Here is a 23,487-nt window from a genome sequence, read left to right as displayed (position 1 = left end):
CGGGCGATCGGACCGCGGCGGTCGACGCCTGACGTCTGCACAGGGGCCGGTGACGGGCGCGTCCGAGTTCGCCGCGTTGCCGCTCCGCACCGCCCTCCCGCTCGCCGTCGTCGGCGGGTTGCTCTTCGCCCTGTCGTTCCCGTCGCCGGGCTGGTGGTTCCTCGCCTACCCGGCGATGGCGTGCATGCTGCTCGCCGCGATGGGGCAGCGTGCACGCCGTGCCGCATGGCTCGGGTACGTCGCCGGGGCAGCGTTCTGGCTGCCCGCGATCTCGTGGGCCGGTCGTTACCTGGGGCCGGTCCCGTGGCTGGCGCTCGCGCTCTTCGAAGCCGTGTACTTCGCCCTCGGCAGCGTGGCGATCGCCCTGGCCTACCGCTGGGTCGCGCGCGTGCTGCCCACGACCGCGTGTCGGGTGTGGGGCCTCCCGGCCGTGGTCGCCGGGCTGTGGACCGGGCGCGAGTGGTTCTCGGGGAGCTGGCCGTACGAGGGGTTCGCGTGGGGACGGGTCGGTCTGTCGCAGTCGCAGGGGCCGTTCACGCACCTGGCGGCGTACGTCGGCGTCCTCGGCGTCAGCTTCGTCGTGGTCTACTGCGTCGCGGTGGTGGTGTCCCTCGCCCTCGTGGTCCCGCGGGCACCCGGCGCCGTCCTCCAGATGCCGGTGCGCGTCGCGACCGCGGGGATCCTCGTCGCCGCGGTGCTCGCGGTCCCCGCCTGGCCGACGCGGATCGACGGCACGATCCGTGTCGAGGCCGTGCAGGGCAACGGTCCCGCCGGGTACTTCGACGGCGCGCAGCCGGGCGAGGTGCTGAACGCCCAGGTCGCCGCCACCGACGTCGAGGCCCGCGGCGTCGACCTCGTGGTCTGGCCGGAGGGTTCCGCCGAGTACGACCCGCGTCGGCAGCCGGTGATCGCGGACGCGCTCGACTCGGTCGTCGACTCCGTCGGGGCGCCGCTCATCGGCGGGGCGATCACGCAGACGTCGTCCGGCGTCCTGCACAACACCTCGTTCGTCTGGACGGCCGACGGGTGGCAGTCGTCGTACGACAAGAAGCGGCCGGTGCCGTTCGGCGAGTACGTCCCCGACCGCTGGTTCTTCTCGAAGCTCGCGCCGTCCCTGATCGGGCTGCTCCAGCGCGACTACACGCCCGGGACCAAGCCGAACGTGCTCGACGTCGCCGGGGTCCGGGCCGGCATCGCCGTGTGCTTCGACATCGTGGACGACGGGCTCACGGCGGACATGGCCCGGGGCGGCGCCCAGGTGATCCTGGCGCAGACGAACAACGCCGACTTCTCCGGGACCGACGAGAACCTGCAGCAGCTCGAGATCGCCCGGTTGCGCGCGGTCGAGACCGGTCGCTCGCTGGTCAACATCTCGACCGTCGGCGCCTCGCAGGTGATCGACCCGACCGGTCGGACGATCGACCGCATCCCCGCGTACACGGCGACGTCGATGGTCACGGACGTCCCGCTCGGCACCGGCACGACCCCGGCGACGATCCTCTCGGGGTCGGTGACGCTGCTGGTCTCGCTCGGCGGGCTCCTCGTGTTGCTCGCCTGCGCCCCCTGGGGGCGCCCTGTGCGCCCGCTCCCTCGCGCTTCCTGAACACCGCCACCGCCCACTGGGAACGGTCTGTGAATGCGCCCCATCGGGATGGATGGGCAGTGGGACAGTGTTGAGGAGGCAGACGAGCGAGAGGAGCACACACATGGCTGATCGGAGTCTCCGCGGCATGCGGCTCGGGAGCCAGAGTCTCCAGAGCGAGGAGGGCGTCGAGCTCTCCGACCGGAAGCGCGCGGTCTACCAGACCGAGTCGGGGGAGACGTTCGACGTCGTCTTCTCCGCCGAGGCGGACGTCCCACAGACGTGGTCCCAGCCCCGGACCGGACGCGAAGGACGACTGCTCGGCGACGACGGTGTCCCCGTCGAGGTCGCTGCCGAGGACGTCAAGGCGCCGAGGACCCACTGGGACATGCTGCTCGAGCGGCGGTCCCGCGAGGAGCTGGAGGAGTTGCTGCAGGAACGGCTGCAGTTCCTCCGCGCACGACGCGGCGCCTAGGCACCACACACAGACGACGACGCCCGCCCCGGGAGACCGGGACGGGCGTCGTCGCGTTCGTGCAGCTACTGCTGGCGCTCGTCGCCCAGTGCGGACTGCGACGCCTCGTCCGCAGCGGCGAGGTGGGCATCGACGCTGCGGTTCGACTCGGCGAGCCGTTCGTCGAGGGCGGCGTCCGGCACGATGTCCGCCGCGGTGGCCTCGGGGCGGGGGTTCGCCGCGGCGGCGCCGTCAGCCGTCGCGGTGTTCGCGAGGCTCTCGTTCGCGAGCTTCGAGATCCGCGACAGGAAGTCGGAGCCGCCGCCCGCCCCCGCGACCGGACCGCTACCCGAGCGGCCGCCGGTGAAGCCCTTCGCGATGCCGGAGAGTGCCTCCGTGAACTCGCTCGGGATCATCCAGAGCTTGTTCGCGGTGCCCTCGGCGATCTTCGGCAGGGTCTGCAGGTACTGGTACGAGAGTAGCTTGTCGTCCGGGTCGCCCGTGTGGATCGCGTCGAAGACCGTCGCGATGGCCTGGGCCTCGCCCTCGGCGCGGAGGACCTGCGCCTTGGCGTCGCCCTCCGCCGCCAGGATGGCTGCCTGCCGCTGGCCCTCGGCCTCGAGGATCTGCGACTGCTTGGTGCCCTCGGCCTGCAGGATCGCGGCTCGGCGGTTGCGCTCCGCGCGGAGCTGCTGCTCCATCGCGTCCTGGATGGACACGGGCGGCTCGATGGCCTTGAGCTCGACACGGCCGACACGGATGCCCCACTTGCCGGTCGCCTCGTCGAGGACGACGCGGAGCTGCCCGTTGATGTTGTCCCGGCTGGTGAGGGCCTCCTCGAGGTTCAGGCCACCGACCACGTTGCGGAGCGTGGTCGTGGTCAGTTGCTCGACGGCCCCGAGGTAGTTCGCGATCTCGTACGTCGCGGCGCGGGCGTCGGTCACCTGGAAGTAGACGACCGTGTCGATCGAGACGACGAGGTTGTCCTCGGTGATCACCGGCTGCGGCGGGAACGAGACGACCTGCTCGCGCATGTCGATGAGCGGCCGGAGACGGTCGATGAACGGCACCAGGAGGTTCAGGCCCGGGTTGAGCGTCTTGTGGTACTTGCCCAGTCGTTCGACTATGCCGGCCGAGGCCTGCGGCACGATGCGGATCGCACGGGACAGGACGACGATCACGAAGATCACGACGACGAGGACGAGGACGATCAGTGCGATCGTCCCTGCTGAGATGGTCACGAGGTGGCCCTTTCTCCGAGGCGGACGACGGCGGTCGACCCCTCGATCGACTCGACGACCACGGGGGTGCCGAGCGGCGGTGTGCGGTCGGGGGAGTCCGCGGCGAGCCGGGCGCTCCAGGTCTCACCGTTCGCGAGGCGGACCTGGCCGGGCGACGACGGGGTGAAGGCGACGGCGACGGTGCCGCGCAGTCCGATCAGCCCCTCGACGTTCGTGCGGTGCGGGTCGGCACCGCGCCCGAGCGCCACGAGCAGGCGGGGTCGGACCACCGAGAGCAGCAACAGCGCCAGGAGTGCGGCGACGATGGCGGAGAGCCACCAGGGGGCGCCGACCAGGGCGGCGACCAGGCCACCGGCGGCACCAGCCGCGAGCATCAGGAAGATGAAGTCGAGGGTGAAGACCTCGACCACACCCAGCAGCAGTGTGAGTCCGACCCAGACGACGGTCTGGATCCAGTCGATGTTCACGCGATCTCCCTCCCTCGGTCGCGCGCTCCGGCGTGCAGCGTCGCGACGGCCGGTCCAACTCCGTTCAACATATCGGATCGGGCCCGGGTCCGCCCGGACCAGCGCCGGCGGTTGGTAGGCTCGTGCGCGGCCGACCGGCCGAAGCAGCGACCTGGAGAACACGACTGTGAGCAACCCCATCGCCCCCGGATCCCTCGCCGACAAGCGCGCCCTCGTGACGGGCTCCTCGCGCGGCATCGGCGCCGACACCGTCGGCTACCTGGCGGAGGCCGGCGCGAAGGTCGTCGTGAACTACCGCAACAAGGCCAAGCGCGCGGAGCAGATCGCCGAGAAGGTCGTCGCGGCCGGCGGCTCCGCCCTCGCCGTGGGTGCCGACCTCACCGACCACGACTCCGTGCAGGCCATGGTCGACACCGTCGTCGCCGAGTGGGGCGGCATCGACCTGCTCGTCCTCAACGCGTCGGGCGGCATGGAGTCCGGCGTCGGCGAGGACTACGCCCTCCGCCTGAACCGCGACGCCCAGGTCGACATGCTCCAGACCGCCGTGCCGCACATGCCGGCCGGCTCCCGTGTGGTCTTCGTGACGAGCCACCAGGCCCACTTCGTCGAGACCGCCGAGACGATGGACGAGTACGTGCCGGTCGCGAAGAGCAAGCGAGCCGGTGAGCTCGCCCTGCGCGAGCTGATCCCGCAGCTCGACGCCGCCGGCATCGAGTTCGTCGTCGTCTCGGGCGACATGATCGAGGGCACGATCACCGCCACGCTGCTCAACCGACTCAACCCGGGTGCGATCGAGGGCCGTCGGCAGGAGGTCGGCAAGCTCTACAGCGTGTCCGAGTTCGCGGCGGAGATCGCCCTCGCCGCGGTCGAGCCGATCCCCGCCGACCACACGAAGCTCGTCGGCGACGTCAGCGGCTTCACCAGCTGACCGTCACCGGGTAGCGTCGACCGGGTGACCGCCAAGCCCGGCCTGCGCCGTTCCTCCCGGATCATCCTGCTCGACCCCGCCGACCGCGTGTTCCTCATGGACACGCGGTCGCCGTCGTCCGACGGGTCCCACCGATGGATCACGCCCGGCGGGGGCGTCGACCCGGGGGAGTCCCACCGCGACGCGGCGGTGCGCGAGCTGCGCGAGGAGACCGGCATCGTGATCGACGACCCGGGCGAGCCGGTCTGGACCTGGGACTTCACCGTCGAGTGGGACCTCGCCGACCACGACCGCGGTCACAGCGAGTTCTACGTCGTCCGCACGCCCGGGTTCGAGCTGTCCGACGCGGGCTGGACCGAGGACGAGCACGTAGACATCCTGGCGTCGCGGTGGTGGACGGCCGACGAACTCGACGCCACGAACGAGGACTTCGAGCCCGCGGAGCTGCCTGCGCTGGTCCGTCGCCACAGCCGCCGCTGAAGCCGTCGGTCGAGGCCCGATGGCCGCCACGCTCGTCGTGTGGGGCGAACGCAGACGACGCCCGCAAGCGCCGGGGTCGTCGGCCCACACCGAACCTGAACAGAACTCGCAGGATTCGCATAGCGTGTGTGGGGACGGCCGCACGCAACCGTGCCAGCGGCCCCTGACACGAGGAGACCCATGTCCACGAACGGTTACCCGCCGGCCCCGAACAACAACGGCGCTGTCCCCGCGACGCGCGGTGGGAACGGACTCGCCGTCGGCTCGCTGGTACTCGGCATCATCGGTACCGCTCTCGGCCTCTTCATCGCGATCATCGGCATCATCGCGGGCGTGGTGGGACTGGTGCTCGGCATCCTCGCCCGTCGTCGTGGCATGAGCCGCGGCATGGTGCTCGCGGGCATCATCCTGTCCGTGATCGGCATCGTCCTCGGCATCATCGGCTACATCGCCACGGCGGTCCTGCTGACGCAGTCCTGACCGACCGACGGACGGGAGGCGCGTGGCGGCATCGCCACGCGCCTCCCGTCCGTTCGTGCCGGCGGTGCCGGTCAGCGCCCCCGGACGGTCCCAGCCCGGCGGGAGTAGCGTCCCCGGCATGACGTACAGCCAGCCGGACCCCGCAGAAGAGACCACCCAGGCCGATGCTCCCGAGCAGCCGGACACGGACCGCTCCGGCGTCGAGGAGGACGGCCGCGAACAGGCCGCGCTGGAGGTCGACACCGACGACGTCCCGACGGGCGACGAGGACCCGCAGGCCTGATCCTGAGTGGCCTGAGCGCACCGTCGCGGGACGCGTGCGCCGAGGAGTCGTACGGCGGGGGCGTCCGACCGCAGCGCCCGTGACTGCTCGATGGAGCCGGGGTCGTGTTCGCGCTGGCGAACACGACCCCGGCTTCCGTCGTGGAGCAGGCGGAGCGCGCGACCCGCGCAGCCGAGTGCCGCGATGCGTCCCGTCGTCGTGTGCTCCAGGCTGACGTGTCACTCGCAGCGGAGCCGCACGTCACGGTGGCCATGTCGTGGTCCACTGCAGCACCACAAGTGAGCGCCGATAATGCATATTATGTCAACTCAGCCAGAACCAGACGTCCGCCGGTTCGGACCTCGCTCACTCACCGAAGCCAGAACGGACCAGCTCGACGAGGGTGTCGACGGCGTCCTGTGCGTCGGAACCGGTCGCCTCGATCGTGACGTGCGCGCCCTTCGGCAGCGCAAGCGCCATGATCGCGAGCAGACTCTTCGCGTCGACGCCGTTGACGCGAACCCGCGCCTCGTGCTTCGCGGCCGCCTTCACGAACTCGGCTGCCGGCCGAGCGTGCAGCCCGCTCTCGTTGACGAGCTCGACGGTCGCCGAGGCGGTGGCGTCGTCAGCGGAGTCGGCGTTGCCGCCGGCCGCCGCGCCTCCCGTCGGTTCGTCGGCCGGACGGGAGGCGTCGTCCGCGTCGTCCGCGTCGTCTGCGGTCACTGCGGCGCTGGCTGCGGCGACGAGGACGGCGTCGACGTCACCGCCTGTCTGGGCGGCGACCGCCGCGGCGACCGCTCCCTCGACGAGCGGCGCCTGCGAGACGTGCACGCGGGCCCGCGCCTCGTCGTCGAGGAAGTCCAGCGCAGTGTCGGTGGTCAGGTAGGCGGACCCGAGGTCGCAGAGCACGACGACGGCGTCCGCCGACGAGAGCTCCTCGATCCCGTCCGTGACGGCCTCGAACGAGGTGCCGATCCCGCCGTCGTCGGTGCCGCCCGCGGCGACGAGCGGCACGTCCGCCGCCATCTGGCGGGCGAGCTCGACGGTGCCGGTGGCGATCGCCGCGCTGTGCGACACGACGAGGATGCCGACGGTCATGCGGCGTCCACCGCGGCCCGCAGGATGTACGCGGTCGACTGCGCACCGGGGTCGCGGTGCCCCACGGCCCGCTCCCCCAGGTAGCTCGCGCGTCCCTTGCGGGCGACGAGCGGTTCCGTGGACTCGGCGCCGGTGACGGCGGCGTCGGCGGCGGCCTCGAGCACCCGCTCGGGCGACTCGCCGGCGGCCGCGGCGGTCTGCGCGGCGTCGACGGCCGCGGACCAGGCGTCCACCATGGTCTTGTCGCCGACCTCGGCCTTGCCCCGGGAGATCACGCCGTCGCGCGCGGCGGTCAGCACCGCGACCAGCGTCCCGGCGTCGAGCTCGTCCGCGTCCCCGGCGGCCTGTGCGGCCTTGAGGTACGCCGTCCCGAACAGCGGGCCGGCCGCGCCGCCGACGGTGGAGATGAGCTTCGTCGCCACGGTCTTGAAGACCGCACCCGGTGTGTCGAAGGAGCCGGCCTCGACGGCCTCGACGACGGCACGGAAGCCACGGTCGAGGTTCTCGCCGTGGTCGCCGTCACCGATCTCGCGGTCGAGGGTGACGAGCTCGGCGCGGTGGTCGTCGATCGTCGCGGCGGTGCGGCGCACCCAGTCGATGGCCCATGCGGTGTCGAGCGCCAATTCGTGTTCCTTCCTGGATGGTGGTCGGTGGTCAACGGCCCCAGCGCAGTGCCGGGGTCTCCACCGGTGCGTCCCAGAGTGCGGTGAGCTCCTCGTCGAGCACCGTGACGGTGATCGAGAAGCCCGGCATCTCCAGGGACGTCACGTAGTCCCCGACCAGGCTACGCGCGACGTGGTGACCGCGGTCGGTGAGCACCTCGGCGGCGCGCCGGTAGACGATGTACAGCTCGGACAGCGGGGTGCCGCCCATGCCGTTCACGAGCAGCAGCAGCTCCGAACCCGCCGGCGCGTCGAGGTCGTCGAGCACCGGCTCGAGCACGCGGTCGACGAGCCGGTCGGCGGCTGCCATCGGGATGCGCTCCCGCCCGGGTTCGCCGTGGATGCCGATGCCCAGCTCGACCTCGTCGTCGGCGAGCGTGAACGACGCCTCCCCCGCGTGGGGCACCGTGCCGGACCCGAGGGCGAGCCCCATCGAACGGGTGACCTGGTTGACCCGACGGGCGACGGCGGCGACGGCGTCGAGGTCGTCGCCGCGCTCGGCTGCGGCGCCCGCGCACTTCTCGACGACGACCGTACCGGCGACCCCGCGGCGCCCCGCCGTGTACAGCGAGTCCTGCACCGCGACGTCGTCGTCGACCACGACGGCCTCGACGCGCACGTCGTCGATCGCGGCGAGTTCAGCGGCGGTCTCGAAGTTCAGGACGTCACCCGTGTAGTTCTTGACGATGTGAAGCACACCGGCTCCCCCGTCGACCGCCTTCGTGGCCGCGACGATCGGGTCGGGTGTGGGGCTCGTGAAGACCGGACCGGGAACGGCTGCGTCGAGCATGCCGTGCCCGACGAAGCCGGCGTGCAGGGGTTCGTGCCCGCTGCCGCCGCCGCTGACGATGCCGACCTTGCCCTGCACCGGTGCGTCCGCGCGCTGGAGGTGGATCGGGTCCTCGACAAGGACGACGTGGCCCTCGTGCGCCATGGCGAACCCGCGCACGGTCTCGGAGACGACGTCGTGCGGATCGTTGATGAGCTTCTTCATGCTGACCTCCACGGGTGCGGGGCCGAACGCGAGCGGAGCGACACCGCCGTCGTCGACCGGAGTGCGTTCACCCTACAGCGACCGGCCGTTCGCTTGAGGTGCACGTTCGTGCACGACCATGCCGTGGTGGCGGCACCGCTCGATGTCCGATCGCACACTGCTCCTGCACGTTCGTGCACTTTCGTGGTCTTCACTCATCGGCGCATCGCGCGCCGGTGATCGGCGTCACTAAGCTCGGCCCCAATCACTCAACGGGGAGTGCCGGACGCAGCAGCACCACCGGACCCCCACCCACTCGCACTGGAGGTCACCGATGGACGGCATCGGCGTCAATTTCATGTCAGAGCTCGTCGGCACGGCGATGCTCATCATCCTCGGTGGCGGTGTCGTCGCCGCCGTGTCCCTCACGAAGTCGAAGGGCTTCGGCGCCGGGTTCCTCATGGTCACCATCGGCTGGGGCTTCGCGGTCTTCGCCGGCGTCAGCGTCTCGTACAGCTCCGGCGGCCAGCTCAACCCCGCCGTGACGATCGCGCAGGCCCTGCTGGGCAACATCACGATCGGCGAGATGTTCCTCTACTGGCTCGCGCAGCTCATCGGCGCGGTCATCGGTGCCGTCATCGTCTGGCTCGCCTACAAGCAGCACTTCGACGAGGAGCCCGACGCTGCCGCGAAGCTCGGCGTGTTCTCGACCGGCCCGGCGATCCGCAGCTACGGCTGGAACGTCGTCACCGAGGTCATCGGCACCTTCGTCCTCGTCTTCGTCGTCCTCGCCTTCACGAACGGTCAGACCCCGGCCGCGCTCGGTGCCGTCCCCGTCGCCTTCCTCGTGATCGCGATCGGCGTCTCGCTCGGTGGCCCCACCGGCTACGCCATCAACCCGGCCCGTGACCTCGGCCCGCGCATCGCGCACGCCATCCTGCCGATCAAGGGCAAGGGCTCGAGCGACTGGTCCTACGCCTGGGTCCCGGTCGTCGGCCCGCTGATCGGCGGTGCCCTCGCAGCCGGCGCCTCGACCTTCCTGCTCCCCGTCGTCTCCTGACGACCGCATCCCGAACACACCGAACGCAACCCCAAGGAGGACCCATTGGCCGACTACATCGTCGCCATCGACCAGGGCACGACCTCGACGCGCGCCATCGTCTTCGACCACTCCGGATCGATCGTGTCCGTCGGTCAGAAGGAGCACGAGCAGATCTTCCCGCGTGCCGGATGGGTCGAGCACGACCCGGCCGAGATCTGGGACAACACCCGTGAGGTCATCGGCCAGGCCCTGTCCCGCGCCGACATCACGCGCCACGACGTCGCGGCGGTCGGCATCACCAACCAGCGCGAGACCGCGGTGGTCTGGGACAAGAACACCGGCAAGGCCGTCTACAACGCGATCGTCTGGCAGGACACCCGCACCCAGGCGATCGTCGACCGGCTCGCCGACGGCGACACCGACCGGTACAAGTCGGTCGTCGGCCTCCCCCTCGCCACCTACTTCGCCGGTACGAAGATCGTCTGGATCCTCGACAACGTCGAGGGTGCACGCGAGAAGGCCGAGGCGGGCGACCTGCTGTTCGGGACCACCGACACCTGGGTGCTCTGGAACCTGACGGGCGGTGTCGACGGCGGCGTCCACAAGACCGACGTCACGAACGCGTCCCGCACGCTGTTCATGGACCTCGAGACGCTCGAGTGGCGCGACGACATCCTCGCCGACTTCGGGGTGCCGAAGTCGATGCTCCCGGAGATCGTCAGCTCCTCCGAGGTCTACGGCCAGGTCGAGTCGTCGAGCCTGCTCCGCGAGGTGCCGATCGCCGGCATCCTCGGCGACCAGCAGGCCGCGACCTTCGGCCAGGCGGCGTTCGACCAGGGCGAGTCGAAGAACACCTACGGCACCGGTAACTTCCTCATCTTCAACACCGGCACCGAGATCGTCCGGTCGGAGAACGGGCTGCTCACCACCGTCGGGTACAAGCTCGGCGACCAGGAGACGCACTACGCCCTCGAGGGTTCCATCGCCGTCACGGGTTCGCTCATCCAGTGGCTCCGCGACAACCTCGGCCTGATCGGCAGCGCGCCCGAGGTCGAGGCGCTGGCGAAGACCGTCGAGGACAACGGCGGCGTGTACTTCGTGCCGGCGTTCTCGGGTCTGTTCGCGCCGTACTGGCGCCCGGACGCCCGCGGTGCGATCGTCGGCCTCACCCGCTACGTCAACAAGGGCCACATCGCCCGCGCCGCCCTCGAGGCGACCGCACTCCAGACCCGCGAGGTCCTGGACGCGGTCAACGCCGACTCGGGCGTGGACCTGACGGAGCTCAAGGTCGACGGCGGCATGACCGCGAACAGCGAGCTCATGCAGTTCCAGGCCGACATCCTCAACGTGCCGGTGGTCCGCCCGGTGGTCGCCGAGACCACCGCGCTCGGCGCCGCCTACGCCGCGGGTCTCGCCGTCGGGTTCTGGGCGAACCTCGACGAGCTCCGCGCGAACTGGCAGGAGGACCAGCGCTGGGAGCCGCAGCTCGACGACGAGGAGCGCGAGCGCCAGCTGCGCCTCTGGAAGAAGGCCGTCACGAAGACCTTCGACTGGGTCGACGAGGACGTGCGCTGACACCCACGACGAGGTGACCGCCTGGAGGCGCGGTGCCGGTCCCACGGACCGGCACCGCGCCTCCAGGCCGTTGCGGTGGGCGCGGGGCACCCGCGCGGGAGGCACCACGCGCACGTCGAGAGGCCGGCTGCGCGCCGAGACTCCCCCGGGACGACGAGACGCCCCCGGATCCGGAGGCGTCCCGAGCGGCGGAGGGTGTCTGGTGGCGACGCCGGCGTCCGGCGCACGTGCCTCAGGCCGCGGGGGCGACGCCCACCCAGTCGGCGAGCTTCTGCGCCGCGGCGCCGGAGTCGATCGCGTCCGCAGCGACCACGAGCTGCTCACGGAAGCGCTGCAGGATCGGCCGGTCGGCCTGCTCCGGGTCCTCGGCGAGACGGAACGAGACCAGGCCCGCGGCGGCGTTCAGCAGCACGATGTCCCGCACGGGGCCGGTCTCCCCCGCCAGCACACGGTGCACGATGCCGGCGTTGTGCTCCGGGTCGCCGCCGAGCAGGTCCTCGGTCCGGGCGCGGGCGATGCCCAGGTCGCGCGGGTCGAGGTCGTGCTCGATCACGCGGCCACCGGTGACCTCCCAGATGTGGGAGTGCCCGGTCGTGGTGAGCTCGTCGAGCCCGTCGTCACCGCGGAAGACCAGGGCCGTCGCACCGCGCGTCTGGAACACGCCCGTGATGATCGGGACGAGTTCGAGCTGCGCCACGCCGACGGCGTTGGCCTCGCACCGCGCGGGGTTCACGAGCGGGCCGAGGAAGTTGAAGACCGTCGGGACGCCGATCTCACGACGGACCGGACCCGCGTGCGCGAAGCCCGGGTGGAACGCACTCGCGAACGCGAAGGTGAGGCCGACACGCCGGAAGGTGTCGGCGACACGCGCGGCGTCCATCGTGAGGTCGAGGCCGAGGGCGGCGAGCACGTCGCTCGACCCCGACTTCGAGGAGCTCGCGCGGTTCCCGTGCTTGACGACCGGCACACCCGCGGCGGCGATGACGATGGCGGCCATGGTCGAGACGTTCACCGTGCCGACGACGTCCCCGCCGGTGCCGACGATGTCGAGCGCCATCGGGTCCACGTCCAGCGGGACGGCCGCGTCGAGGATGGCGTCACGGAAACCGACGACCTCGTCCACCGTCTCACCCTTCGCCCGCAGCGCCACGGCGAAGGCGGCGATCTGCGCGGCGGAGGCGCGGCCCTGGACGATCTCCTCCATGGCCCAGGTGGACTGTCTGATCGAGAGGTCCTCGCGCGCCATGAGCGCGCTGATCACTGCAGGCCAGGAGAGTGGGAGCGACATGGCTCGATCGTAGTGAATTCGAGAGACCCGCCAGTCTCCTGCGAAAACACTGTCACCGGTTTCGGCCATAATGGAGGACGTGACTAGCACCCCTCTCTCCAGATCCGCCAGCGGTCCGGTCCTGAACAGGCCGAACGCCGTTGCCGTGGGGACGATCGTGTGGCTGGGCAGCGAGGTCATGTTCTTCGCCGGCCTGTTCGCGATCTACTTCACCCTGCGCAGCACCTCGCCCGAGCTCTGGGCGACCGAGACCGCCAAGCTCGAGGTGCCGTTCGCCTCGGTGAACACGATCATCCTGGTGCTGTCCAGCTTCGCCTGCCAGTTCGCGGTGTTCGCCGCGGAGCGCTTCCAGGTGCACCGCACGAGCTGGAACCCGAAGGACTGGGGCATGACGGAGTGGTTCTTCGTCACGTACTGCATGGGCGCGATCTTCGTCTGCGGTCAGATCTTCGAGTACGCCAACCTCTGGCACGAGGGCGTGACGCTCTCGTCGAGCGCGTACGGCTCCGCGTTCTACATGACCACCGGCTTCCACGGCCTGCACGTCACGGGTGGTCTCATCGCCTTCCTCCTGACCCTCGGCCGCGGCTTCGCCGCGAAGAACTTCGGTCACAAGGAAGCGACCACCGCGATCGTCGTGTCGTACTACTGGCACTTCGTCGACGTCGTCTGGATCGGCCTCTTCGCCGTCATCTACCTTCTCAAGTAGGAACTGGATAGCCCCCACCGCATGTTCACCACAAGCAAGTCCAAGAAGGGCCGCCGTTCCCCGATGGCGACCGTGTCGCTCATCGTCGTGGGTCTCATGACCACCGGCGGTGCGTACGCGCTGTTCAGCTCGACGGCCAACGCCGACGACAGCACCACCTCCGCCGCGTCCAGCCAGTCGCAGGTCAACGAGGGCGAGAAGCTCTTCGCCTCGAACTGCGCCACGTGCCACGGTCTCGACGCCCAGGGCACCGGCGAGGGTCCGTCCCTCATCGGCGTCGGAGCCGCCTCGGTCGACTTCCAGGTCGGCACCGGGCGCATGCCGATGGCCGCCCAGGGTCCCCAGGCCGAGGAGAAGCCGGCGCAGTTCACGGACGAACAGGTCGACGCGATGGGCGCCTACGTCGCATCGCTCGGCCCTGGCCCGTCCGTGCCCTCCGCCGAGCTGACGAACGGCGAGAACGGTGACGCCGCCGAGGGTGCGGAGCTCTTCCGCATCAACTGCGCCATGTGCCACAACGTGGCCGGCGCGGGCGGTGCGTTGACCGAGGGCAAGTACGCCCCGAACCTGCAGACGGTGTCCGGCAAGCACATCTACGAGGCCATGGTCACTGGCCCGCAGAACATGCCGGTGTTCAACGACCTGAACCTGACGCCGGAGCAGAAGGCCGACATCATCACGTACCTGAAGTACGTGCAGGACAACAAGTCGCCGGGCGGGTTCGCCCTCGGCTCCCTCGGGCCGGTGGCAGAGGGTCTGTTCATCTGGATCTTCGGACTCGGCGCGGTCGTCGCGATGACCGTCTGGCTGACCGCGAAGTCCAACTGATCGTCCGTGTCGAACGACACTGAAGGGAACACCATGGCAGAGCACGACGACGAGGCACTGAACTCGTCCTCGGCTGTCGAGAAGCACGGCACGACCAGCACGTCGGCCGGTACCGCGGTCGTCCCCGCGGACCCGTTCGAGAACCCCGGTGAGCCGCCGCACCGCGCGCGACGCACCGATGTCGACCCGAAGAAGCAGCGCCTCGCAGAACGTCAGGTCGCGACGTTCTTCTACCTGTCCATCGTGGGCAGCGTCCTGGCGATCGCGGCGTACATCGCCTTCCCGATCGACCCGGAGGACTTCGGTACCGTCCGGTCCGGCAACCTGTGGCTCGGTCTGGCGATCGCCCTGGCACTGACCGCGCTCGGCCTCGGTGCCGTGTACTGGTCGAAGTCGCTCGTGGTCGACCGCGAGATCACGGAGATGCGTCACAGCACCCGCGGCACCGACGCGACCCGCGCCAAGGCGGTCGAGGCCTTCCAGCTCGCGGACAAGGAGTCCGGCTTCAGCCGTCGCAAGCTGATCCGCAACTCGATGATCGGCGCACTGGCAGCCTTCCCGCTGCCCGGGATCGTCCTCGTCCGTGACCTCGCTCCGGCAGAGGACCCGAACGAGCTGCTCCGCCACACCTTCTGGAAGTCCGGGCTGCGCCTGACGAAGGACCCGACGGGCCTGCCGATCAAGGCGTCGGACGTCACCATCGGCTCCGTCTTCCACGTCATCCCGGAGGGCATGCTCGAGTCCGAGCACATGCTCGAGGAGAAGGCCAAGGCCTCCGTCCTCCTCATGCGCCTCGACCCGAAGGACCTCAACCCCGCCAAGGGGCAGGAGGACTGGGGCTACGACGGCATCGTCGCCTACTCCAAGATCTGCACCCACGTCGGGTGCCCGGTCGCGCTCTACGAGCAGCAGACGCACCACCTGCTGTGCCCGTGCCACCAGTCGACGTTCGACGTCTCGAACAACTGCGAGGTCATCTTCGGCCCGGCTGCACGTCCCCTCCCCCAACTTCCGATCGCGATCGACGACGACGGCTACCTAATCGCCCAGAGCGACTTCCACGAGCCGGTCGGACCGTCCTTCTGGGAGCGTGAACGCTGATGACCAGCACCACCACCACGAGCGCACCCGCGTCGGCCACCAAGCCGGCGCCGGCGCGCGGGTCCCGCCTCATCGGGGCCACTGCCAACTACATCGACGAGCGCACCAGCATCTCGGGTCTCGTGAAGGAGGTCGGGCGCAAGATCTTCCCCGACCACTGGAGCTTCATGCTCGGCGAGGTGGCGCTGTACAGCTTCGTCGTCGTGCTGCTCTCGGGGACGTTCCTGACGTTCTTCTTCCAGGCGTCGATGACCGAGGTCGTCTACAACGGCTCCTACGTGCCGCTCAAGGGCGTCGAGATGTCGACGGCGCTGCAGTCCACGCTGAACATCTCGTTCGACATCCGCGGTGGTCTGTTCGTCCGTCAGATCCACCACTGGGCGGCCCTGCTGTTCGTCGCCTCGGTGATGCTGCACATGGCACGCGTCTTCTTCACCGGCGCGTTCCGCAAGCCGCGTGAGCTCAACTGGGTCTTCGGCTTCCTGCTCTGGGTCCTCGCCATGGCGGAGGGCTTCACCGGCTACTCGCTCCCCGACGACCTGCTCTCCGGCAACGGTCTCCGCATCATCGTCGGCATGATCGAGGGCGTCCCGGTGATCGGCGTCTGGATCGCCTACCTGCTGTTCGGCGGCGAGTTCCCGGGCACCGACATCGTCGGCCGCCTCTACACGCTGCACATCCTGCTGCTGCCGGCGATCCTCGTCGCGGTGCTCGGCGTCCACCTCGTGCTCGTCGTCATCAACAAGCACACGCAGTTCGCGGGCCCGGGCAAGACGAACGAGAACGTCGTCGGTGTCCCGATCCTCCCGGCGTTCGCCGCGAAGGCCGGTGGCTTCTTCTTCATCGTCGCGGGCATCCTGGCCCTCATCGCGTCGCTGTTCACGATCAACCCGATCTGGAACTACGGCCCGTACGACCCGTCCCCGGTGTCCGCCGGTACCCAGCCCGACTGGTACATCGGCTTCGCCGACGGCGCGCTCCGTCTGGTGCCGCCGCACTGGGAGGTCGTGTGGTTCGGCTACACGGTGTCGTTCAACATCCTCGTGCCGATCGCGGTCCTGGTGGGCCTCATCGTCGCGATCCTCATGTACCCGTTCCTCGAAGCGTGGGTGACCGGGGACAAGCGTGAGCACCACCTGGCCGACCGCCCGCGCAACGCCCCGACCCGGACGGCCATCGGCGCAGCCGGCATCGTGCTCTACCTGAGCCTGATGTTCGCCGCCTCGTCGGACATCATCGCCACGCACTTCATGGTGTCGATCGAGCACGTGATCCACGTGATCCAGGCAACGACGGTCCTCGGACCCTTCGTCGCCTTCTGGATCACGAAGCGCGTCTGCCTCGCACTGCAGAAGAAGGACCGCGAGATCGTGCTGCACGGCTACGAGTCGGGTCGCATCGTCCGCCTCCCCCACGGCGAGTACATCGAGGTGCACGAGCAGCTCGACGAGTACGAGCGCTGGAAGCTCCTGCAGTTCAACGAGTACAAGCCGCTCATGATCCGTCCGGACGCCAAGGGCCGGATCACCGGGGTGCAGAAGGTCCGTGCGAACCTCTCCCGCTTCTTCTTCGAGGACCGCATCGCGCCGGTCACGAAGGCCGAGCTCGAGGCTGCGCACGCCGCGCACCACGGTCCGGAGCTGGAGGGTGACCACCAGGCCCAGGCCCCCGCGCTCGGAGCCGGCAACCACTAGCGAGCCGCGCAGCGCTGGGAACGAACGCCCCCGACCACATCGTGGTCGGGGGCGTTCTCGTCGTGCACGGTTCGCTCGGAGACCTCTTCCGGTTCACACGACGTTCAGGGTCGCGTGCTGGACTCGTCCAGGACGGTGTGGCAACGTGTTGCACCACGCATCCGCCAACGGAACGAGAGACCCGATGGACAGCCGGACGGCCGAACACCCTAGGCCGAACCACTTCCTCCTCCACCTCAGCGACACCCACCTCGTGGCGGGGGACGGCGCGCTCTACGGTGACGTCGACTCAGCGGCCCGCCTCTCGGCGATCATCGCCGACATCGAGGCTTCCGCCTCCCGCCCGGAGGCCATCGTCGTGACCGGCGACGTGGCCGACAAGGGTGAGGCCGGTGCCTACGTCCGTGTCCGCGACATCGTCGAGCCCGCTGCACGCCGCATCGGCGCGCAGGTCATCTGGGCAATGGGCAACCACGATGAGCGCGGCGCGTTCCGCCAGGAGCTCTTCGGCCTGCAACCCACGGACCGGCCCGTCGACTTCGTGTACGACGTCAACGGTCTGCGCGTCATCACCCTCGACACGAGCGTCCCCGGTGCACACCACGGCGAGGTCTCCCCCGCGCAGCTCGACTGGCTCGCCGAGGTCCTCTCGGAAGCCGCACCGCACGGGACCATCCTCGCGATGCACCACCCGCCCGTGCCGAGCGTCCAGGACCTGGCGGTGCTCGTCGAACTCCGTGACCAGGCCGCCCTGGCCGAGGTCGTCGAGGGCTCCGACGTCATCTCGATCATCGCCGGTCACCTGCACTACTCGACGAGCGCGGTCTTCGCCGGGGTCCCGGTGTCCGTCGCCAGTGCGACGTGCTACACACAGGACTTGACCGAGTACCAGGGCGGGACCCGCGGGCAGGACGGAGCGCAGTCGTTCAACCTCGTGCACGTGTACGGCAACAACGTCGTGCACTCGGTCGTGCCGGCCGGTCACTACTCCACGGTCGGCGAGCCGGTGTCGTCCGAGCAGACCGAGGCTCGTCTCAGTGCGGCCGGCGTCACGATCGCACCGGCGGTGGAGCCGGCCCCGGTGACCGCGAGCATCCCGGTGTTCACCCTCGACACCGTGCCCACGTCGCCCGTCCGTCGCTGACGCCGGATCCCTGACGCCGGAGGCGCGGCGCGCACCGCTCCGCCCGGCGGTCCCGGCGTGGCTCCATGCGCCTCCTGCGGTCGTTCCGGTCGCACGACTCGCCGGGTGCGGTCGTTCCGGTCGCACGACCCGCCGCCAGTGACGAAGGTGAGCAGCGTGTTCTGCGACCAGGACGTCGTGCAACGGTGTCCTGCGACCAGGGCGTCGTGCGACGGCGTGTCCTGCGACCAGGGCGTCGTGCAACGGCGTGTCCTGCGACCAGGGCCGACCGGCGGCGGCGGCGGCGAGGCAGGTCCCGAGGCCGATCGCGCCGGGAAGCCCCGGCCCGACGGCACCGCCCCTCAGTCGGTCGGCTTCTCCCACGGCGCCGGGAACGGGAAGTACTTCTCGAGGAAGTCCGTCACGCGCTGGGTGCGCTCCTCGTCGGACACCTCGGGGAAGCTGCCGTCGTTGAGGCAGAAGAAGTCGACGTTCCGCTTCTTGAGCAGCTCGTCGAGCGCCTTCAACCCGGACTGCATCGTCGTGTCGATGTACCTGACGGGAGCGTTCTCCTGCACGATCGCCCGGCCAGTGAGGAGCGCGTAGTAGTGGTACAGCGAGTTCGTCACCGAGATGTTGTCCGCCGCACGGAAGCGCGACGCCGCCGTGGCCTGGAACTCGGGGGCGAACTCGTGCTCCATCTCGGTCATGATCGACGCGCGCAGCGGCGTCGGCGCGTGCTCGAGGTGGCGAGTGGTGACGGCGCCGAACCGCTGCTGCAGCAGCCGCCGGTTGACGCGTGCGGAGTTCTCGAAACCGCTGCGCGCCGGGTTGTTCGAGCCGAGTCCGATGCGGGTCGTCGCGAGGATGAACTTGGTCACCGAGCCGGGGCTGAAGAAGACCGACGGCTCGACCATGCGGCCGAAGAACATGTCGTCGTTCGAGTAGATGAAGTGCTCACTGATGCCCGGGATGTGGTGCAGCTGCGACTCGACGGCCTGGGAGTTGTGGGTCGGCAGGACCGAGGGGTCCGCGAAGAATTCCTCGCTCCGGACGATCCGCACCTTCGGGTGGTCGGCGAGCCACGCCGGCGCCGGGGAGTCGGTGGCGATGTAGATCCGGCGGATCCACGGCGCGAAGGTGTGCACGGAGCGGAGGGCGTACTTGAGCTCGTCGATCTGCCGGAAGCGCGCGGGGGCGTCGTCGCCCTCCCCCAGCACGGCGTTCGCCTGCGCCGCCTGCCGGGCACGCTGGTACTCGATCGCGTTGCCGTCGACCCACGAGAACACGATGTCGATCGGGAAGCGGATGTCGGAGACGTGGTCGTCGAACATGTGCTCGACCGTGCGCCAGGTGCGGCCGTACCGCTCGATGTCGACGAGGACGAACTCGTCGATCGGCAAGCTGCGTCGCATCAGGGCGTTCTCGACGGGAGCCAGCACCTCGGTGTCGGTGACACGCCAGAACTCGAGCTGCACGCTCGTCTCCGCGCCGTAGCGGAGCCGCCCGAGGGGTTCGAGCCGAGGACGGAACACACGGAGCACCGGCTCGTCCACCGATCCGAGCCCGTCGTCGATGACGAGCACGGCTGGCTCGCCCGGCGGCTTCGCGTAGAACGGTTCGTTGGCCGCGGCAGCCATGATCGCACTCTCGGCTCGCTGTCGGTCGCGCTCGTCGACGGCGATGACCGGTCGACGGTCGTTGCCGCGGATGAGCAGGTGGTCGACGTCACCGGCGGTGAGGGCGTCGTCGAGGAACAACAGGTCCTCGATCATCGACTGCTGGGGCGTGAGGTGCCCGTTGACCAGGGTCAGACGTCCCTTGCGGACGACGACGTCAGGACGGTCGAGACCGCCGGAGGACGGTCGAGGGTTCAGCAGAGGACTCTCGGTCGCCGGCTCGGTCTCGTGGCTCATCCATGCCCTTCGGGTGTGTGGTCGGGCCGCGTGCCCGACGGTCCGATCCTACCGTCCGCGGGGAAGCTCGGTCCGCGCGCCCGCGCTCCTCCCGGTGCGGCTGCCGTCGCCGGCTGAGCGGCTGCTGCCTTCGGGCGGCGCTGCCGCTAGGGACGGGAGGCGCGGCCTGCGTCGGTCTCGCGCGGCACCTTCACGACGAGGCCGACGACGACGAACAGCGCGGCCGCCAGGACCTGCAGCGCCGCCCACACCTCGCCGGGGATCGGCACGACGACGACCGGGTTCCAGCAGACCGCGATCGCCGCGGTGAGGACCGCCGCCCACCAGGTCCGCCCGCGCACCGCGAAGACCAGGACGATGAGTGCGAGGACGGTGACGCCCCAGCGGGCGAAGACGAACGCCGGGGCGTCGACGATGGCCGTGCACGCGAGCAGCACCACGGCCGCCAGGAGCGACGGCGCGAGTGCGGGCCGGGTGAAGGGCGGGGTCGATCCCGGTGGCGGGCCCGGGCGGACCTGCCCCGCCGACTGCGGGTCGGCCGTGCGCGACGGGACGCCGTGCAGCGACGACCCCGCCGGGGGCCGGCCCTTCCGCGCCATCAGGCGCCGGCCTCCTCGAGGTCGATCGCCTGGATGGGACGGGACATCGGCGGGAGCCCGCGCACCCGCTCGAGTGCCGGGATCAGCTCGTCCACGACGGCGCGGTAGCCCTCGTCGTTGAGGTGCAGCCCGTCCTCGGTGAACCGCTCGGCCAGGTGGTCGTCCTCTGCGAGTGCCGGCCAGAGGTCGAGGTACTGGGCGTGACAGGTCGCGACGAACTGGCGGAGGTGCCGGTTCGCCTCCTCGATCTTGGCGCACCAGTCGGACTGGCGCGGGAGGATCGACACCAGCAGGAGCCGCACGCCCGGGAGCTCACGGCGCAGTGTGACGAGGATCGACTCCACGCCGCGGACCACGTGCTCGACGCTCGAGCGGTGGTTGCCGAAGTCGTTCGTGCCGATGAGCAGCACGATCACCTCGGGCTGTGCGGCGATGACGGCGTCGAGCCGCGCGAGCACTCCGTCGGTGGTGTCGCCGCCGACGCCCTGGTTGCTCGTGCGCTCCCCCGGGAGCCACTGGTCCCAGGAACCCTGCTCGGTGATGCTGTCGCCCAGGAACAGGACGCTGGGGTGTTCCGTGCTCATGCTGCCTCCTCGTGTGCCGGTTCCGTCTTGCCATTCTGCTGGGTCCAGTTCCGACCCGTCGACTCGGTGTGCTGCGACTCGCGCTCGGCAGCGGCGGTGATCCGCTCCACCATGCCGGGGAAGATGACCCCGTGGAAGGGCAGGATGCCGTACCAGTACAGGCGCCCGGACAGCCCCTGCGGGAAGTAGATCGCGCGCTGGTGGTAGTCGCTGCCGCCGTCCTCGCTCGGGGTCACGCGCATCTCGAGCCAGGCGCGTCCAGGGGACTTGAACTCGGCGCGGAGCCGGAGGTAGCGCCCGCGCTCCAGCTGTTCCACACGCCACCAGTCCAGCGCGTCGCCCTGTTCGAGCCGGTGCGGGTCCCGTCGTCCACGGTTGAGCCCCACGCCGCCGGCGAGCTTGTCCAGCCAGCCGCGCGCCACCCATGCCAGGGGGAACGAGTACCAGCCGTTCTCGCCGCCGATCGACTCGACGACGCGCCAGACGTCGTCCGCGCTGGCGGACGAGTGCCGCTTGCGGTCGTCGACGTAGACGGTGTGGCCCGCCCACTCCGGGTCGCTCGGCAAGGGGTCTGCTGGCGTCGACGAGATCGTGGCGCTCCGCCAGCTCGTCTCGACCTCGCCCTTGCGCATCTTCGTCAGGGCGAGCCGGACCGCGCGACGGTACGGGGTGAGTCCGCCCTCGGGGCGAGGCACGTACTCGTCGATGTCGTGCTCGCGCTGCACGCACTCGAACTGGAGCGACTCGATGATCGGCGTCGCGAGCTTGCGCGGGATCGGCGTCACCAGGTTGAACCAGTGCGCGGAGAGCCCGGGGGTCAACACGGGGAGCACGGTGAAGCGCCGCTGCGGCAGCTTCGCCTCGACGGCGTAGCCGTTGAGCATCTGCCCGTACTTGAGGACGTCCGGTCCGCCGATGTCGAACGTCCGGTTCACGTCCGCGGGGATCTCGAGCGCCTCGACCAGGTAGTAGAGGACGTCGCGGACGGCGATCGGCTGGATGCGGTTGCGGACCCACCGCGGAGCGGGCATCCACGGCAGGACGTCCGTCACGTGCCGGATCATCTCGAACGACGTGCTCCCGGACCCGATGACGACGCCCGCCTGGTAGGCGATGGTCGGGACGCCGGACGCCAGCAGCACGTCGCCGACCTCCTTGCGACTGCGGAGGTGCCGCGACAGTTCCCCGTCCGGGTGCAGCCCGCCCAGGTAGACGAAGCGGCGCACGCCCGCGTCGCGGGCTGCACGTGCCACGGTCTCGACGGCGTCGCGCTCGGCTCGCTCGAAGTCGCCGTCGGCTCCCATGGCGTGCGCGAGGTAGTAGACGGCCTCGACGCCCTGGACGGCGGACCGTACGGCACCGGCGTCCTGCAGGTCGCCCTCGGCCACCTCGACGTCGTCGTGCCACGGGACGTCCTGCAGCTTGCGGGGCGTACGGACGAAGACCCGGACGTCGTGTCCGGCCTCGAGGAGGCGGGGGACGAGACGTCCGCCGATGTACCCGGTGGCACCGGTGACGAGGACCTGCATGCAGGGCACGGTACGCGCGTCGCCTCCGGGTAGGCTTGCGGGGTGGACAACGCAGCGATCCCCGCCGACCAGAACGACCTCCGTCAGCCCCTGCTGGGTGCCGACGCCGTGCGGGCCCTCATCGACCACGCGATCCTCAAGCCCGAGCTGACGCGCGCCGACGTCGACGCCCAGCTGAACGAGGCCGCCGCGTACCGCGTCTTCAGCGTCTGCGTCCGTCCGAGCGACGTCCAGCACGCCGTCGAGCGCCTGCAGGGCACCGGGGTCGGCGTCGGCACCGTCATCGGGTTCCCGCACGGCACCACCACGACGGCCGCCAAGGTCGCCGAGTCGCTGCAGGCCCTGGCCGACGGCGCCTTCGAGCTCGACATGGTTCAGAACGTCGGGGCCGCGAAGTCGGGCGACTGGGAGCGCGTCGAGCAGGACGTCCGCGCGGTCGTCGACGCAGCGGGCGACACGGTGGTCAAGGTCATCCTCGAGACCGCCTTCCTCACCGACGACGAGGTCGTCGCCGCCTCCCGTGCCGCCCAGCGCGCCGGAGCCGCGTTCGTGAAGACCTCCACCGGGTTCGCCGGCGGCGGCGCGACCGTCGAGCACATCCGACTCATGCGTGAGACGGTCGGACCGGACACCGGGGTGAAGGCGTCCGGTGGCGTCCGTGGGCTCGACACGCTGCTCGAGATGGTCGAGGCCGGCGCCGACCGCATCGGCACGAGCGCCTCGGCACGCATCCTCGACGAGCTCGAGCACCGCGCAGCGACGGGCGCCGCGTCCGCCCTCGGCGACGACACCACCTCGTACTGACCCACCCCGAACCGACACCTCCCCACAACGCCGGGGCCGGCACGCACCGTCGCGAGGACGCGTCGGTG

Annotated in this window: 24 protein-coding genes; 14 read left to right on the top strand and 10 right to left on the bottom strand. The window is 70.2% G+C overall.

Annotation, left to right across the window (positions count from 1 at the left end; genetic code table 11):
* Positions 1 to 49 precede the first annotated feature (49 nt).
* Entirely contained in the window at positions 50 to 1,603 is a 1,554-nt protein-coding gene (gene lnt, locus DEJ23_RS01485) for an apolipoprotein N-acyltransferase (protein ID WP_258375203.1), read from the top strand.
* 103 nt (positions 1,604 to 1,706) lie between these two features.
* Positions 1,707 to 2,057, top strand: coding sequence for an RNA polymerase-binding protein RbpA (locus DEJ23_RS01480; RefSeq protein WP_111238489.1), 351 nt, complete (start codon positions 1,707 to 1,709; stop codon positions 2,055 to 2,057).
* 65 nt (positions 2,058 to 2,122) lie between these two features.
* On the opposite strand, the gene DEJ23_RS01475 is transcribed toward DEJ23_RS01480, so the two are convergent.
* Positions 2,123 to 3,277: an SPFH domain-containing protein gene (locus DEJ23_RS01475; protein ID WP_111238488.1), complete on the bottom strand. Its 1,155-nt coding sequence runs from the start codon at positions 3,275 to 3,277 to the stop codon at positions 2,123 to 2,125.
* Positions 3,274 to 3,744 (bottom strand): NfeD family protein, encoded by a 471-nt coding sequence (locus DEJ23_RS01470; protein WP_258375202.1) that lies wholly within the window; start codon positions 3,742 to 3,744, stop codon positions 3,274 to 3,276. Before DEJ23_RS01470 ends, DEJ23_RS01475 begins: the two co-directional genes overlap by 4 nt.
* Before the next feature lie 166 nt (positions 3,745 to 3,910).
* Between DEJ23_RS01470 and DEJ23_RS01465 the strand changes: the two genes are divergently transcribed.
* The 4 genes from DEJ23_RS01465 (at position 3,911) to DEJ23_RS15575 (ending at position 5,915) form a co-directional block, all read left to right on the top strand.
* Complete coding sequence (locus DEJ23_RS01465) at positions 3,911 to 4,672, top strand: SDR family oxidoreductase (RefSeq protein WP_111238487.1); 762 nt, start codon at positions 3,911 to 3,913, stop codon at positions 4,670 to 4,672.
* Between the two features lie 24 nt (positions 4,673 to 4,696).
* A complete protein-coding gene (locus tag DEJ23_RS01460; RefSeq protein WP_111238486.1) occupies positions 4,697 to 5,152 on the top strand; it encodes an NUDIX hydrolase in 456 nt (151 codons plus the stop codon).
* Positions 5,153 to 5,332: 180 nt separating this feature from the next.
* Positions 5,333 to 5,632, top strand: a complete 300-nt coding sequence (locus tag DEJ23_RS01455) for a DUF4190 domain-containing protein (protein ID WP_111238485.1) — start codon at positions 5,333 to 5,335, stop codon at positions 5,630 to 5,632.
* A 118-nt stretch (positions 5,633 to 5,750) separates the two neighbouring features.
* Positions 5,751 to 5,915, top strand: coding sequence for a hypothetical protein (locus DEJ23_RS15575; protein ID WP_181429061.1), 165 nt, complete (start codon positions 5,751 to 5,753; stop codon positions 5,913 to 5,915).
* Positions 5,916 to 6,260: 345 nt separating this feature from the next.
* Here the strand turns inward: DEJ23_RS15575 and dhaM are convergent, their stop codons facing one another.
* Genes dhaM through dhaK form a run of 3 tightly spaced genes read right to left on the bottom strand, consistent with a single transcriptional unit; the run spans position 6,261 to position 8,648 of the window.
* Complete coding sequence (gene dhaM / locus DEJ23_RS01450) at positions 6,261 to 6,992, bottom strand: dihydroxyacetone kinase phosphoryl donor subunit DhaM (protein ID WP_111238484.1); 732 nt, start codon at positions 6,990 to 6,992, stop codon at positions 6,261 to 6,263.
* On the bottom strand, positions 6,989 to 7,615 hold the full coding sequence (gene dhaL, locus DEJ23_RS01445) for a dihydroxyacetone kinase subunit DhaL (protein ID WP_111238483.1): 627 nt from the start codon (positions 7,613 to 7,615) through the stop codon (positions 6,989 to 6,991). Before dhaL ends, dhaM begins: the two co-directional genes overlap by 4 nt.
* Before the next feature lie 31 nt (positions 7,616 to 7,646).
* Positions 7,647 to 8,648 (bottom strand): dihydroxyacetone kinase subunit DhaK, encoded by a 1,002-nt coding sequence (gene dhaK / locus DEJ23_RS01440; protein ID WP_111238721.1) that lies wholly within the window; start codon positions 8,646 to 8,648, stop codon positions 7,647 to 7,649.
* A gap of 313 nt (positions 8,649 to 8,961) precedes the next feature.
* On the opposite strand from dhaK, the gene DEJ23_RS01435 reads away from it, so the two are divergent.
* On the top strand, positions 8,962 to 9,687 hold the full coding sequence (locus DEJ23_RS01435) for an MIP/aquaporin family protein (protein WP_111238482.1): 726 nt from the start codon (positions 8,962 to 8,964) through the stop codon (positions 9,685 to 9,687).
* 45 nt (positions 9,688 to 9,732) lie between these two features.
* Positions 9,733 to 11,244, top strand: a complete 1,512-nt coding sequence (gene glpK, locus DEJ23_RS01430; protein WP_111238481.1) for a glycerol kinase GlpK — start codon at positions 9,733 to 9,735, stop codon at positions 11,242 to 11,244.
* Between the two features lie 232 nt (positions 11,245 to 11,476).
* On the opposite strand, the gene trpD is transcribed toward glpK, so the two are convergent.
* Positions 11,477 to 12,532, bottom strand: a complete 1,056-nt coding sequence (gene trpD / locus DEJ23_RS01425) for an anthranilate phosphoribosyltransferase (protein ID WP_111238480.1) — start codon at positions 12,530 to 12,532, stop codon at positions 11,477 to 11,479.
* A 70-nt stretch (positions 12,533 to 12,602) separates the two neighbouring features.
* On the opposite strand from trpD, the gene DEJ23_RS01420 reads away from it, so the two are divergent.
* From DEJ23_RS01420 to DEJ23_RS01400, 5 genes are all read left to right on the top strand, one after another.
* Positions 12,603 to 13,241: a heme-copper oxidase subunit III gene (locus tag DEJ23_RS01420; RefSeq protein WP_058727853.1), complete on the top strand. Its 639-nt coding sequence runs from the start codon at positions 12,603 to 12,605 to the stop codon at positions 13,239 to 13,241.
* A gap of 21 nt (positions 13,242 to 13,262) precedes the next feature.
* Positions 13,263 to 14,069 (top strand): c-type cytochrome, encoded by an 807-nt coding sequence (locus tag DEJ23_RS01415; RefSeq protein WP_111238479.1) that lies wholly within the window; start codon positions 13,263 to 13,265, stop codon positions 14,067 to 14,069.
* A 33-nt stretch (positions 14,070 to 14,102) separates the two neighbouring features.
* Positions 14,103 to 15,170, top strand: coding sequence for a ubiquinol-cytochrome c reductase iron-sulfur subunit (locus tag DEJ23_RS01410; protein WP_111238478.1), 1,068 nt, complete (start codon positions 14,103 to 14,105; stop codon positions 15,168 to 15,170).
* Positions 15,170 to 16,864: a ubiquinol-cytochrome c reductase cytochrome b subunit gene (locus DEJ23_RS01405; protein WP_111238477.1), complete on the top strand. Its 1,695-nt coding sequence runs from the start codon at positions 15,170 to 15,172 to the stop codon at positions 16,862 to 16,864. The genes DEJ23_RS01410 and DEJ23_RS01405 overlap by 1 nt, the downstream gene beginning before the upstream one ends.
* 184 nt (positions 16,865 to 17,048) lie before the next feature.
* Positions 17,049 to 18,008, top strand: a complete 960-nt coding sequence (locus tag DEJ23_RS01400; protein ID WP_111238476.1) for a phosphodiesterase — start codon at positions 17,049 to 17,051, stop codon at positions 18,006 to 18,008.
* A gap of 341 nt (positions 18,009 to 18,349) precedes the next feature.
* Here the strand turns inward: DEJ23_RS01400 and DEJ23_RS01395 are convergent, their stop codons facing one another.
* The 4 genes from DEJ23_RS01395 to DEJ23_RS01380 form a co-directional block, all read right to left on the bottom strand.
* Positions 18,350 to 19,903, bottom strand: a complete 1,554-nt coding sequence (locus tag DEJ23_RS01395) for a stealth conserved region 3 domain-containing protein (RefSeq protein WP_111238475.1) — start codon at positions 19,901 to 19,903, stop codon at positions 18,350 to 18,352.
* Between the two features lie 146 nt (positions 19,904 to 20,049).
* Positions 20,050 to 20,502, bottom strand: a complete 453-nt coding sequence (locus DEJ23_RS01390) for a DUF6804 family protein (RefSeq protein WP_258375201.1) — start codon at positions 20,500 to 20,502, stop codon at positions 20,050 to 20,052.
* Positions 20,502 to 21,086, bottom strand: a complete 585-nt coding sequence (locus tag DEJ23_RS01385) for a GDSL-type esterase/lipase family protein (protein ID WP_111238474.1) — start codon at positions 21,084 to 21,086, stop codon at positions 20,502 to 20,504. Before DEJ23_RS01385 ends, DEJ23_RS01390 begins: the two co-directional genes overlap by 1 nt.
* Entirely contained in the window at positions 21,083 to 22,615 is a 1,533-nt protein-coding gene (locus tag DEJ23_RS01380) for an SDR family oxidoreductase (RefSeq protein WP_111238473.1), read from the bottom strand. Before DEJ23_RS01380 ends, DEJ23_RS01385 begins: the two co-directional genes overlap by 4 nt.
* Before the next feature lie 42 nt (positions 22,616 to 22,657).
* Between DEJ23_RS01380 and deoC the strand changes: the two genes are divergently transcribed.
* Positions 22,658 to 23,419 (top strand): deoxyribose-phosphate aldolase, encoded by a 762-nt coding sequence (gene deoC / locus DEJ23_RS01375; RefSeq protein ID WP_375342252.1) that lies wholly within the window; start codon positions 22,658 to 22,660, stop codon positions 23,417 to 23,419.
* The last annotated feature ends 68 nt before the right edge of the window (positions 23,420 to 23,487 follow it).

The organism is Curtobacterium sp. MCSS17_008 (assembly GCF_003234185.1).
Classification (GTDB): domain Bacteria; phylum Actinomycetota; class Actinomycetes; order Actinomycetales; family Microbacteriaceae; genus Curtobacterium.
The sequence above is the reverse complement of the archived record's forward strand: the minus strand, read 5'-3'. Positions and strand labels throughout refer to the sequence as shown.

What these genes read in the sequence shown, in the direction of transcription:
- DEJ23_RS01480 (WP_111238489.1), top strand. Translation starts at nt 1,707, where the DNA reads ATGGCTGATCGGAGTCTCCGCGGCATGCGGCTCGGGAGCCAGAGTCTC.
- DEJ23_RS01455 (WP_111238485.1), top strand. Translation starts at nt 5,333, where the DNA reads ATGTCCACGAACGGTTACCCGCCGGCCCCGAACAACAACGGCGCTGTC.
- DEJ23_RS15575 (WP_181429061.1), top strand. Translation starts at nt 5,751, where the DNA reads ATGACGTACAGCCAGCCGGACCCCGCAGAAGAGACCACCCAGGCCGAT.
- dhaM (WP_111238484.1), bottom strand. Translation starts at nt 6,992, where the DNA reads ATGACCGTCGGCATCCTCGTCGTGTCGCACAGCGCGGCGATCGCCACC.
- dhaK (WP_111238721.1), bottom strand. Translation starts at nt 8,648, where the DNA reads ATGAAGAAGCTCATCAACGATCCGCACGACGTCGTCTCCGAGACCGTG.
- DEJ23_RS01435 (WP_111238482.1), top strand. Translation starts at nt 8,962, where the DNA reads ATGGACGGCATCGGCGTCAATTTCATGTCAGAGCTCGTCGGCACGGCG.
- trpD (WP_111238480.1), bottom strand. Translation starts at nt 12,532, where the DNA reads ATGTCGCTCCCACTCTCCTGGCCTGCAGTGATCAGCGCGCTCATGGCG.
- DEJ23_RS01420 (WP_058727853.1), top strand. Translation starts at nt 12,603, where the DNA reads ATGGAGGACGTGACTAGCACCCCTCTCTCCAGATCCGCCAGCGGTCCG.
- DEJ23_RS01415 (WP_111238479.1), top strand. Translation starts at nt 13,263, where the DNA reads ATGTTCACCACAAGCAAGTCCAAGAAGGGCCGCCGTTCCCCGATGGCG.
- DEJ23_RS01410 (WP_111238478.1), top strand. Translation starts at nt 14,103, where the DNA reads ATGGCAGAGCACGACGACGAGGCACTGAACTCGTCCTCGGCTGTCGAG.
- DEJ23_RS01405 (WP_111238477.1), top strand. Translation starts at nt 15,170, where the DNA reads ATGACCAGCACCACCACCACGAGCGCACCCGCGTCGGCCACCAAGCCG.
- DEJ23_RS01400 (WP_111238476.1), top strand. Translation starts at nt 17,049, where the DNA reads ATGGACAGCCGGACGGCCGAACACCCTAGGCCGAACCACTTCCTCCTC.
- DEJ23_RS01395 (WP_111238475.1), bottom strand. Translation starts at nt 19,903, where the DNA reads ATGAGCCACGAGACCGAGCCGGCGACCGAGAGTCCTCTGCTGAACCCT.
- DEJ23_RS01390 (WP_258375201.1), bottom strand. Translation starts at nt 20,502, where the DNA reads ATGGCGCGGAAGGGCCGGCCCCCGGCGGGGTCGTCGCTGCACGGCGTC.
- DEJ23_RS01385 (WP_111238474.1), bottom strand. Translation starts at nt 21,086, where the DNA reads ATGAGCACGGAACACCCCAGCGTCCTGTTCCTGGGCGACAGCATCACC.
- DEJ23_RS01380 (WP_111238473.1), bottom strand. Translation starts at nt 22,615, where the DNA reads ATGCAGGTCCTCGTCACCGGTGCCACCGGGTACATCGGCGGACGTCTC.